The sequence below is a fragment of the Moorena producens 3L genome, assembly GCF_000211815.1.
GTDB lineage: Bacteria > Cyanobacteriota > Cyanobacteriia > Cyanobacteriales > Coleofasciculaceae > Moorena > Moorena producens.
In genome coordinates this window covers 16,125-27,470 of record NZ_GL890960.1, presented here as the reverse complement: position 1 = coordinate 27,470, position 11,346 = coordinate 16,125, and the positions used below count along the sequence as shown (strand labels likewise).

Genomic DNA, 11,346 nt, shown 5'->3' with positions numbered 1-11,346 from the left:
GATAATCGAGATAGCACTAACTTAAGGGTTTCGACAAGTTTTGGAGGTATGAATAGTGTAGAAAAAAAAGCCCCAAATCAATGAGCTTTGCCAGCAGCTTAGTCAATAGAATTGCGATTGCAATTTCCCCATAGGTAAAGTACTCGGCTAAACTATCCCCTAGCTGCTGTAATGGAGCTTTCCAAAATTAATTGATACTCCCAGGTCGCGCTAACATTGGATTTTCAGAGTTGACCCCAGGGCTAACGATACCTTAAAACGCCCGATCCCGATTTTTAAAAAATCTGTTCGCGTAGCGTGGCCGAACGCGCACGCGTGGCCTAAAGGCCAAAAGGCCAGGAAATATGAAGGAAAATATCAAGGAAATATGAAGGAAATATGAAGTATTTCAAGAAACGAGCACTTATGAATTTACTCTCATGAAGGGAACTTCCCTGAAAATCTAGTAAGTCTCACTTGTAAGTCTCAACTTAGACGGAGCAAATGACACAGAAATATACAGAAGCAGACACAGAAGCGTTTTACGATCACGAAGACAGCATGTATCGTAGCTTCTGGGATTCTGAAGGCAGTTTACATTGGGGCTATTTTGACAACTTAGCTGACGCTCGTGCTCAAGACTTTGTCCCAGCTTGCCACCGTTGGAATGAATATATGCTCGCCTGCAGTGGGCTGACTAGTGAATCTCGGGTACTTGATATCGGTTGCGGCAACGGCAACACCGCTATCTGGCTAGCCCAGCAGACAGGATGTGAAGTTGTCGGCATTGACATCAGTGCAGTCCGGGTTGGCAATGCCAACGCTTTGGCTCAGGAGTATCCCTCCCTACGCCTGTCCTTTCAGAAAGCATCAGTAACTAGCCTACCTTTCTCAGACAATTCCTTTACCCATGTGTGGAGCCAAGCCACCATTTACCATGTCCACCAGCGAGAGCTAGCTCTGAAGGAGATTTACCGTGTTCTTCAGGAACAAGGCATCTTCCTGTTCGATGATCTGATCACTCCAGTGTCCGAGATCAGCCCAGAAGGCCAAAAGCACGTTTATCAACGACTACTGTTTGAACCAACATTTAGCTATGAGTCCTACGCAAAAACACTCAGAGAAATTGGCTTGATGGTGTTGGAAGCTAAAGACTTGAGCGAACACCTCAATAAGAGCTACCAACTGTTGTCAGAGCTAGCTCTGAGCAAGTATCCGAAACTTAGCGCTTCCTATGATAAGATGTGTGCGGCGATTGTAGCTCGGGAACTGGGATGGAGTTTCTATCGCTCTCAAAAGGTCAGCGATCGCCTCTCGTGGATCTACGAAACCAATGAGGAAAAAACCTTACAGGATAAGTACGATGCTTGGGCTACCATTTACGATGCTGACTTAGACGAGCCCTATCGCTGCTCTCCCGTTCAATCCGCAAAGGCTCTGGCAAACGTACTGCCAAATAAAGCAGCAAGCATTCTTGATGTTGGTGCAGGTACAGGAATGGTGGGTGAGGCTCTGGCAGAGCTAGGATACACCAACATTACAGCAGTTGACCTCTCCGAGGAAATGCTAGAGGTAGCTAGGAAAAAGCAAGTTTACACTGCCTTGCACCAAGCAAACGTGTCAGAAGCTCTAACCTTCTCTACTCCTGAGGCATTCGACGGGATTTTGGCGGTGGGGGTATTCACCTTTGGTCACGCCCATCCTCAAGGGTTGCGAAACTTATTCGAGCTATTGAAGTCTGGAGGATATTTTGTCCTAACCCTGCGAGTTGACTACCACGAAAGCAACGATTCATTACAAGAGGTTGTCCAAGAGCTTTCATGGAGTATAATCGATCGAGTAGAGTTTAACATCTTTGAAACAGAACCAATGGTTGCTCTAGTGCTGAAAAAGCACTAATTGCTGATAGTTTAAGGGAAAATCATGGCTACACCATGCAAATACTATGACGTTCCATTAAAAAAGCTGAACTCAAAAAATGCTGAAGGATTAGGAACTGTATTCACGGATTTTGAAGATGTTGAAATAGAGTTGTGTAAATGGCCAAACCCAGGAAAACGACCTCTTATTGCTAGGGGGGGTTATGGTACATTTATTGAAGACGAGTTCAAAGTATATTGGCGTGGTTCTACCGTGCTTTCCGCTGACCATAAAAATGCTCGCGGTGGTGCAGCAGGAAAGGCTATAGTTGATCCTGAGACTAACTCTAACTATGTGCTAGTGAATTGGCTTAGCGCCCATCTAGATGCAGGAGAGGCTTTTATTCCTAAAAATGGTGAACCTAGCATTTTTTTATTAGCTCCTCCTGGGGACAATGTCAAACCAGAAGATTTTGTAGCGCTTTACTCCGATGGTAGTTACGGCATATCAATTCATCCTGGAGTATGGCACACAGCTCCCCTACCGCTTTCTGGAGAAGTAGTCTATAAAAATAAGCAAGGCAGTATCTATGCTACAGTAGATTGTCTATTGTTGAAGGAGCAAGATACTTGTCTAAAGATTCCCCTTCGTAAACCTGAAGAAGACTGACAATATAGATAGCCAACACAGCACGGAATAGATAGAAACAGATGATTTTCTATAATTTGAAGTGCAAGTATTTTCCTTAGCCGCTTCTAAAGGAGCTAGAGCGCCAGTTACAAAAAAATTCGCCCCCCTAGCCCCCCAAGTTTGGGGGGAAATAGACTTAAAGTCCCCCATAATTGGGGGATTTAGGGGGCTTAGGGTGGGAGGGAGAAAGGTAAATCGATGTATTTTCTGGAAAATGATGTGTAAAAAAATGTGTCAACTTCTATTACTGAATAGCTGCTAAAAATCGCCTATTTAGTAATCATGGCAGACGAAAAAAAATCCGTATTTATAGACTCATAAATCACTGAAGAACCGAAGTGATTTAGGTTTTTAGTGATTAGTGGAGCGATGGTATAGCAATCTCAAATAGAGAGCGTAAAATGCCAATGGCTAAGTCCAGAAATAGGCTCGTTCACGTCAATTGAATTTCAATTCATTCAATTCATTCAATTCATTCATTCAACTCAACGGAGAATAAATCATGGCGACCATCAAACTAATGCACGCCAAGCTACATCGAGTGCGTGTAACTGAGGCAAACCGCCACTATGTGGGCAGTGTCACGATTGACTCCGACTTGCTGGCACAGGTAGGGATCCTACCCCTCGAAGAAGTAGAAATTGTCAACATTGACAATGGCAATCGCTGGTCAACCTATGTTTTGCCAGGAGAAGCAGGTTCAGGAAAAATTTGTCCCAATGGAGGGGGAGCGCTACTGTGCAAAGAGGGAGATACCTTGATTATCTGGGCAAACGAGCAATGCGATCGCGCTGAAATTTTGAGTAGCGGACACCAAGCGCGGGTACTGATTGCTGATGAAAACAACTGCTGTCAAGAAGTTTTTTACCAGACTCTCACCCCTACTCTCACCCCTAATGGAGAGAAACTGGAATACAACGGCTATCAAACCAGTAACGGCAAACAATTGACCTCTAAGTCAGAGGTAATGGTGGGGGCTGAAGCCTAGTTTTCCAGGAATTACGCATTTGCCTCCTAAATTACCCAATTTTGGGGTATTTTGACATCATTACTTTCCATAAATATCCATAATTTGGTAGATAGGGGTGCTAAATACACTTAAGCGCGTAAGTCCTGTTTTCAAATAAATCGGAAGCAAGTAATACAAAGCATAAAGGTGAAAGATGACAACCCTACTTCGGCAACTCAAAGCCGCTTTTCGGATTGAATCAGTTGCAGTGAACAACAACGGTGTACAAGTCACTTGGAAAGATGGTCATCATAGCTTTTACCATAACCTCTGGCTGCGGGATGCTTGCCACTGTCCCGAATGCTTCCAGCAGGATACATTGAGCCTTAACAGCTCAGAAGGGGAAGGACATGACCCCCTGAAAATGCCACTCAATCCCATCACTGAAGCGGTCAAGATTGATCGTGAAGGCAATTTGGATATAGTCTGGGGCGGTCAAGAACCTGGACATCACAGTGTATTCGATCCATCTTGGCTGCGAGTTCACTGTCAAACAGACCCCGCTCTCAAACAGCGACGAAAACCCCAACTGTGGGATTCATCAGTGTCCATCCCTCATTTCGATTACTACGAAGTGATGAAAGACGATTGGGCACTGTTGCTGTGGTTGGACAAGATGCTGGAATTGGGAGTAGTCATCATTGACAACGTGCCCAAGAATCGAGAAAGTTTTCAGGCACTGATAGAGCGGATTGGACCGATCCAAGAACGATATCATCCCACCCATATCTTTACGTTGGATACAGCAAACAAACTGGCAGGGAATATTCACCACGCCTATCAGTATATGCAACGTTTACATAATCACACAGACCATGTGTCTTACAACGTTCCTCCCAGACTGCAATTTCTCGGATGTATCCAATACGACAACCCAGACTATGACAAACAGGCATATTCCACGTTAGTGGATGGATTTAAAATTGCCCAAGTTCTCAGAACCCAACAGCCAAAATTCTTCGAGTTGCTGACCACAGAGTATGTGCCAACAGGTCGCCGTCGCCTGGGTGTGGAAGAAAAAGTATCTAAGCATGAAATTGGCACCAAGAAGTACCAATGGGAAACTTATCATCGTCAGCATGTAATTAATTTGGATGAAACGGGTGAAGTCTACCAGATTCGTCACCATGAAACAGACCGAGTGCCACTAGAGGTTTCTCCTGATAAGATTCAAGACTTATATGCAGCCTACCAAGCATTTACAGCGCTAGCTGAAGCTCCTGAATATAACGCCGAATTTCTGATCGCTCCGGGACAAGTATTAGTTAACGACAACTGGCGATTACTCCACGGGCGTACCGCCATTCATAATCCTCAGCTGCGACGAGTTTTACTGGGAGCCTACATGAAGCCAGAAACATTCCGTAGCAGGCGGCGACTGTTACTAGGTAAGAAAAGCGGTATGTCAGATATCTGGTTAATGGGATGCTCAGACCGTGCTTTAGAAATTCTGGCAGACCGCACCACAATCTAAAGAAACGACATACATAGCAGCTTGATACATAGGAGCTTGAAATTAACATGACCACGCTACTTCGACAACTCAAACCTGCTTTTTGTATCAAATCCATGGCAACCAGTGACAATGGCGTAGAGATCACTTGGAAAGATGGCCATCAAAGCTTTTACCATAATCTCTGGCTCCTAGATAGCTGTCGCTGTCCTAAATGCTTTCAGCGAGATACCTTAAGCCTCAATAGCGGACATGACCTCCTCAAAATTCCTTTAAACCCAACTACTGAAAAGGTGACAATTGATCCTGAAGGGAATTTGGATATTGTCTGGGGTGGTCAGGAAACAGGGCATCACAGTGTATTCGATCCTTCCTGGCTACGAGTTCATTGTTACAATGACCCAGCCCTTAAACAAAAATCAAAACCTCAACTTTGGGATGCATCAGTATCTATCTCTTATTTTGATTATCATGAGGTGATGAATGATGACGACGTTTTATTGTCTTACTTAAATCAGCTCGTCGAACTAGGGGTAGCAATAATTGAGAATGCTCCAAATGACGAACAAAGCTTTCGGGCATTGGTGGAACGGGTGGGGCCTTTACGGCAACGTTATCATCCCACCAATGTATTTACTATGGATAGACAAAACACAGTTGCTCAAGCTATCCAACACTCTTATCAATTGGGGCGTTTAAGAAATCATACAGACGTTACTGCCTTCGATATTCCCACTGGAATCCAATATCTGCAATGTACCCTCTACGACAACCCGGATAACGACAGACAAGCCTATTCTACCGTCGTTGATGGTTTCAAATTAGCAGAGGTAATCAAAACAGAAAACCCCTACTTCTTTGAGCTACTTACCACAGAATATATACCAGCAGGTCGTCGGCGACTCTCTGTAGAAGAGAAACTATCGGAAAATGATTTCAGCCCCCGAAAATACGAATGGGAAGCTTATCGACGTAATCATCTAATTAACTTAGATGAAAATGGAGAAGTTTATCAGATTCGGTATAACCACAACACCAGGATACCTCTAGAAGTTTCCTACGATAAGATTCAAGACCTATTGACAGCCTACCGAAGATTTTCCCAACTGTTACAAGATCCTGACTATAATGCCGAATTTCTACTGACTCCTGGACAGGTGTTAGTAGTTGACAACTGGCGAGTGCTCCATGGACGTACTGGTATCTGGAGTCCTTTCCTGAAACGAACCTTGCTAGGAGCCTACTTGGAGGAAGAAACCTTCCGCTGTAGACGGCGAATTTTGCTAGGGGAGAAAACTGGGATGTCAAACCTGTGGTTAATGGGATGCTCAGACCGTGCTTTGGAAATTCTCGCAGATCGCTATGTTTGAGATGCATAATCTTAATCGATGGGAAGTGAAGCGCTGTCAACAACAAACAGCGCTTGCATCAGAAGATTAAAGCTATTTTTAGGGCGCACCGAGGTGCGCCCTAACTATTATAATAGTTGCTCATTATCACAAATCGGTAATTTATTCCTAAATAATATGCTAGTTATTAAACTGGCACAAGCAAAAAAAATTTTTGTCCTCCCATTTTAATAGAGGTTCCCGAGGGATTGTTAAAGCAGACATAATAGGACTTAAGGCTCGAATGCTGATTACAGTAACAGGGATTGGGCTTAGGAATCGAGTCAGTAGCTGCTCACTGTCTAACCAAGCACCAACATTGATATCCTCTTGACTCTAACCGTTACCAGAGGAGGATTATGGCTAATTTTTCAAGGATTTGCCCATAATCCCAGGCTCTAGTATTGAATATAAATATATAGTGTAAGAGTCTTGAGTTAGGTACCGCTAACAACAGCTAGCTTGAAACGTCCTAATAACTCCTCCTAGGCAGGAGTGTACTTGAACTAACAAACACCAATTACCACTCACCAATCACGACTCACCAATCACGACTACTGCCACCATTTCATCTATGAGGGAAACTGATGGTCTTATCTTTGAAAATCGTACATGATACCTTCCTAAAACAGCAACCTGTACCCAGCCAGAAGATCGAAAATGAAGAGGATAAAGTTTGGGTCAAAAAAGGCAGGGAACTAGAGCTGCACAGCTGGGTAGACCTCAAAGAAGAGAAGTCTTACCTGCGGGTTGCTTTGACCAAAGATGAATTTAATGGCAAGAATACCTGGTACGTCTACGAACCCCATGTGGAAGTTTGGGATGACGACAAGCAGTTGTTCCCTAAGAAAATATCCATCAAGGTCAGGAATGTTACCTCCTGCTCCACAGAAGTGGTTCGGGGGCTAGACAAACAGATTATTGATGAAATGAACCGACTCATCCCGAATGTACTAATCAGTTTTGATGATTTAGATGTGGAACTAGGTCCTGCTGTCTGGGCTATGCTGCAACCCGCTGCCAAAAGAGCCCTCGAACGTGCTATTCAAGACCGGGGCGTTCCCATGGTAATCAATTCAGCCTATCGCACCATTGCCCAGCAATTAGTGTTATATAACCACTACAGAAATCGCCGTTGCGGTATTCCCATTGCTGCCCGTCCGTCTCGAAGTAATCACCAAAGTGGTCTAGCCATTGATATTTCAGATTACCTGAGCTGGCGACCTTACCTCCAGAAGTACGGCTGGCGATGGCTCGGTTGGGGGGACCCAGTTCATTTCGACTACGTAGGCGGACGGACCCGAGACATTCGCTCCCTAGCAGTGCGGGCATTCCAGCGAGTTTGGAACCGCTATAATATCAATGACCGGATTGCCGAAGATGGTTCCTACGGACCATCAACCGAGAGACGACTAAACAATAGTTTTTCAGAAGGGTTTTCGATCTCGGTACCCCCCAAGACCGAATCTGACAAGTCAATACAATTTCGGGTACTGCGCCTAAGCCAACCTTACATGAAGGGAGAAGACGTACGTGCTATTCAACAAGCCTTGGCCAAAGCAGGCTATAGTCTGGAGCCGGATGGTGTCTATGGACCAGGTAGTGAGGGAGTTGTAAAGCAGTTCCAAGAACAAAACGGCTTAGATGTAGATGGAGTTGTCGGCCCAGCAACCCGTGCCAAGATGGGACTTTAATCGAGAACCATTGACCCTAACCCAATGGTCAATGGCAAAACAATGTATCATTCATTCACAAGTTCCAGAGGTATTCATCATTCCTAAGTCATCATTGATTGTTTCATTGATTGTTTCTCCGTAACTGACAATTTAAATGCGAAATGCGTAAGCTATTAGCACGACTTTTTAAAGCTATCTACCGAATTATTTTCCGACCAAAAAACGGTAAACTAAGGAGAAGAGACCAACCCATGGCACGTATTCTAATTTCCGCTGGTCATGACCTCAAAGACCCGGGAGTAGTGGCTTTAGGCACAACAGAATCTCGGGAAATGATACTTACCCGTAATGAAATTGTTAAAGAGCTTGAATTACGGGGAGTAGATTGTATTGTTGTTCCTGACTCTCTCAGTCGTCGAGACACGATTCGATGGATCAATACCAATGCTGTGCCTGGTGACGTAGCCTTGGAAATCCATGGTAATGCCTTTAACGGTTCCCTGCGAGGGGCTCAAGCTTTTTACATCTATGGTAACGATGAAAGGCAGCTGGATGCTCAGCTCTTACTGAATGCCTTACTCCAAGAAATTCCTGAACTTCCCAGTCGTGGCGTTCAACCCGATATCCACTCTCCAAATCGGCGTGGCTTATCCTTTTGTCGTCAGGTAGCAGTCTCTTCGGTACTCATGCAGTTGTGTTTTATCGACAATCCTCAAGACCTAGAGTTACTGCAAAATCAGCGGGAAAAATTTGCCAAAGGGATTGCTCAAGGGTTAATTCAATGGAGCGGTCAGACTCCAAAAACTCCTGAATTTCCTACTATCAATATCTTTATTAAACAACAGAAGTATGACGAAAAAGGTATTTTAATTAATAGCAATGCCTTTATTCCCGTTGATTTAGTGGAAATGCTCGGGATTAGCCTAACTGATCGGGAAGATATTCGGCAAATCAGTTACGGAAATGTGGTATATGTCAAAGCGGTAGACTTACAAGAGTTTAATATAGCTGCATCCTGGGAAAATCAGACAAAAACTGTAATTTTAAATTCACTTCCCCGCACCTTACTGGAAGATGGTGACCAAATTATGGGGATGGGAAATGCCACGGAAAGCCAATTGAAAAGCTTTCTTGAGAAAAACAATGAAGACGGTTTAAAACAATTTCCTGACTTACCCAGACTTTACATAGAAGAAGCGGAAAATGAGTTAGTTAACCACGATGTTGCCTTCTGTCAGATGTGTTTGGAAACCGATTATTTACGCTTTGGAGGGAAGGTCAAACCTGAGCAGAATAACTTCTGTGGATTGGGTACTGTTGAGGCTAGTGCTGCTGGTGCTACATTTCCTGACCCGAAAACAGGAGTTAAAGCTCACATTGAGCACCTGAAGGCATATGCCAGTACTGATATGATTAACGAGCCCCCGATAGTAGACCCTCGTTTTGACTATGTGCCCAGAGGTGTTGCTCCTTCAGTTTATGACTTAGGCAGACGTTGGAATCCAGATTTGGAGTACGGGAATCAGATTATGGTACTTATTAAACAGCTTTATGGTGTTTTTTGAAGGATGAAGAATGTAATACGTCATACTTCACACTTAATACTTAACACTTGATACTTCACACGTCATACTCAATTGTTAACTACTGCCTAAAACAAACAAACTCAGAAGCGTACCACTATTCCAGAGACTATGGAGCAGCATGGGAGCTAGGAGATTACGCGATCGCGTGTAAACGAATCCCAAGACAATTCCCAATGTGGCTAGGGGTAGGACTTCTGAGAGACTCAAATGAGCGATCGCAAAAATCAGACTACTTAATGCGATCGCTCCCCAAACTGGTAGATAACGAGTCAAAGAGGGTAACAAGAACCCTCGAAAGATTATCTCCTCAAACACTGGTGCTGCCACAGCTGCTGTCAGAAAAAATATCGTCAAAGCTATGCTGTCCTGTCCCTCCAAAGCTAGGGGCAACAGTGGGTTACTACCGCCATTTCCTTGCCATAACTGTTGGTTAATCAGAGATACCACAATCACCAAGGGGAGTGCTATCAAATAGCCACCGACTCCCCATACAATCCAGTTGCTGCGCCACTTGAAACGAAACCAATCCTGTGGCAGGGGCAAAAAGGGCTTAATGGAAAGGTACATCACTAACAAGCCCCCAAATGCCATGATTAGGTAAGTTAGCAACACATAGAAAGCACTCATCTGTACCGTAAAATTGGCTGGGTTAATCCCAACAATCCCCAGTGAGAGCCCAATTAAAAGCGGTAACAGGAGTTGACCGATGGCGAAAAAACCAAAAATCAGCACTTGCCAAATAATTTCCCCATCCCAAGCTTTTCCATGGGAGATTATGATTGGTTGCTAGAAGGGATTGCTGACCTTGAAACAACAACTGACCAACCAAGCACACTAAGATTATCAAACCCAATAGGGTGTTAAATCCTGGGATGACAGCGATAACGAATAATTTGACAATTGCTTGTTCAGCCGTTTCTTGTTCTTGGGTTTGGAGTGACAATAGGTCACTTTGGCGCTGCTGCACTTGATACAGCTGACTCAAAGCGCGATAGCGGAACCAATTATCTAAGTTTTGTTCAATTTTTTCCTCAGCATCTGGTAGTACCAGGGGTGGCTCACTCCATAGACCCATTAATACCCCAGCAGTTTCTAATGAGCCATTAGGGTATGTCTTTGCATCCCAGGTTTCAATAGCAGCATCGGTTTTTCCTTGTTGAGCTTGGAGAATTCCAATACGCAAATCCAGCCGAGCAATCAGCTGTTCGATGTCAGACAATGACTCTTGCAATTGCTGCTGCTCTGAGGGATAGGAGTTTTCGGTCAGGGGAGTGGCTGGTGATTGTGATGGCGCTCCATCATTTGGTGTGGTTACCTTCCCTATGGAAAATTTTTGGAGTTTGGTCAGAACCTTTGACTGATTGGTCTGAGCCAATTGACGGGCTGTTTCATACTGTTTTTGAGCAGATTGAAACGGCTCAGCACCAATTAAAGCATTTCGAGCCACAGTCCAATCTACCTTAGACTCCTGATTAGACTGCTCAGATGTAGCAGAATCAGAGGTTGTTTTCTGCCACTCCCAGCCATGAAGTACTAGATTGGTTTGGCGAAGTTCCAGATTAGTTTGAATCTGGGGCTGACCCCAGCTTTCTACCAGAGAAAGGCCAATTCTAGCGATCGCAAAAATCGTCAGTACAATTAAAACCAACCGTTTTATAGTCATCGAACCCCCCAACACACAAGCATTTTGCTCATTAGTTACTAG

Annotated in this window: 7 protein-coding genes and 1 pseudogene; 7 read left to right on the top strand and 1 reads right to left on the bottom strand. The window is 44.2% G+C overall.

What is annotated here, in order from left to right:
- The first annotated feature begins 483 nt into the window (after window positions 1-483).
- From LYNGBM3L_RS25660 to tftA, 7 genes are all read left to right on the top strand, one after another.
- Window positions 484-1,878, top strand: coding sequence for a methyltransferase domain-containing protein (locus LYNGBM3L_RS25660; protein ID WP_008188327.1), 1,395 nt, complete (start codon window positions 484-486; stop codon window positions 1,876-1,878).
- 24 nt (window positions 1,879-1,902) lie between these two features.
- Window positions 1,903-2,508, top strand: coding sequence for an ureidoglycolate lyase (locus LYNGBM3L_RS25655; RefSeq protein WP_008188325.1), 606 nt, complete (start codon window positions 1,903-1,905; stop codon window positions 2,506-2,508).
- Between the two features lie 523 nt (window positions 2,509-3,031).
- Window positions 3,032-3,517, top strand: a complete 486-nt coding sequence (panD, locus tag LYNGBM3L_RS25650; protein ID WP_008188324.1) for an aspartate 1-decarboxylase — start codon at window positions 3,032-3,034, stop codon at window positions 3,515-3,517.
- Between the two features lie 175 nt (window positions 3,518-3,692).
- Window positions 3,693-5,012, top strand: a complete 1,320-nt coding sequence (locus tag LYNGBM3L_RS25645; protein ID WP_008188321.1) for a TauD/TfdA family dioxygenase — start codon at window positions 3,693-3,695, stop codon at window positions 5,010-5,012.
- Between the two features lie 47 nt (window positions 5,013-5,059).
- The gene (locus LYNGBM3L_RS25640; protein ID WP_008188319.1) at window positions 5,060-6,361 is read left to right on the top strand and encodes a TauD/TfdA family dioxygenase; all 1,302 of its coding nucleotides are present in this window, start codon (window positions 5,060-5,062) and stop codon (window positions 6,359-6,361) included.
- A gap of 605 nt (window positions 6,362-6,966) precedes the next feature.
- Window positions 6,967-8,073: a peptidoglycan-binding protein gene (locus LYNGBM3L_RS25635; protein ID WP_008188316.1), complete on the top strand. Its 1,107-nt coding sequence runs from the start codon at window positions 6,967-6,969 to the stop codon at window positions 8,071-8,073.
- Window positions 8,074-8,306: 233 nt separating this feature from the next.
- Complete coding sequence (gene tftA / locus LYNGBM3L_RS25630) at window positions 8,307-9,620, top strand: hormogonium tapered terminus morphoprotein TftA (protein ID WP_044494802.1); 1,314 nt, start codon at window positions 8,307-8,309, stop codon at window positions 9,618-9,620.
- 75 nt (window positions 9,621-9,695) lie between these two features.
- Here tftA and LYNGBM3L_RS50605 read toward each other — a convergent pair.
- Window positions 9,696-11,304 (bottom strand): annotated as a pseudogene (locus LYNGBM3L_RS50605) (CPBP family intramembrane glutamic endopeptidase).
- Between the last annotated feature and the right edge of the window lie 42 nt (window positions 11,305-11,346).

Excerpts from the sequence above, each read along its gene's own strand:
- LYNGBM3L_RS25660 (WP_008188327.1), top strand. The coding sequence starts at position 484 with ATGACACAGAAATATACAGAAGCAGACACAGAAGCGTTTTACGATCAC.
- LYNGBM3L_RS25655 (WP_008188325.1), top strand. The coding sequence starts at position 1,903 with ATGGCTACACCATGCAAATACTATGACGTTCCATTAAAAAAGCTGAAC.
- panD (WP_008188324.1), top strand. The coding sequence starts at position 3,032 with ATGGCGACCATCAAACTAATGCACGCCAAGCTACATCGAGTGCGTGTA.
- LYNGBM3L_RS25645 (WP_008188321.1), top strand. The coding sequence starts at position 3,693 with ATGACAACCCTACTTCGGCAACTCAAAGCCGCTTTTCGGATTGAATCA.
- LYNGBM3L_RS25640 (WP_008188319.1), top strand. The coding sequence starts at position 5,060 with ATGACCACGCTACTTCGACAACTCAAACCTGCTTTTTGTATCAAATCC.
- LYNGBM3L_RS25635 (WP_008188316.1), top strand. The coding sequence starts at position 6,967 with ATGGTCTTATCTTTGAAAATCGTACATGATACCTTCCTAAAACAGCAA.
- tftA (WP_044494802.1), top strand. The coding sequence starts at position 8,307 with ATGGCACGTATTCTAATTTCCGCTGGTCATGACCTCAAAGACCCGGGA.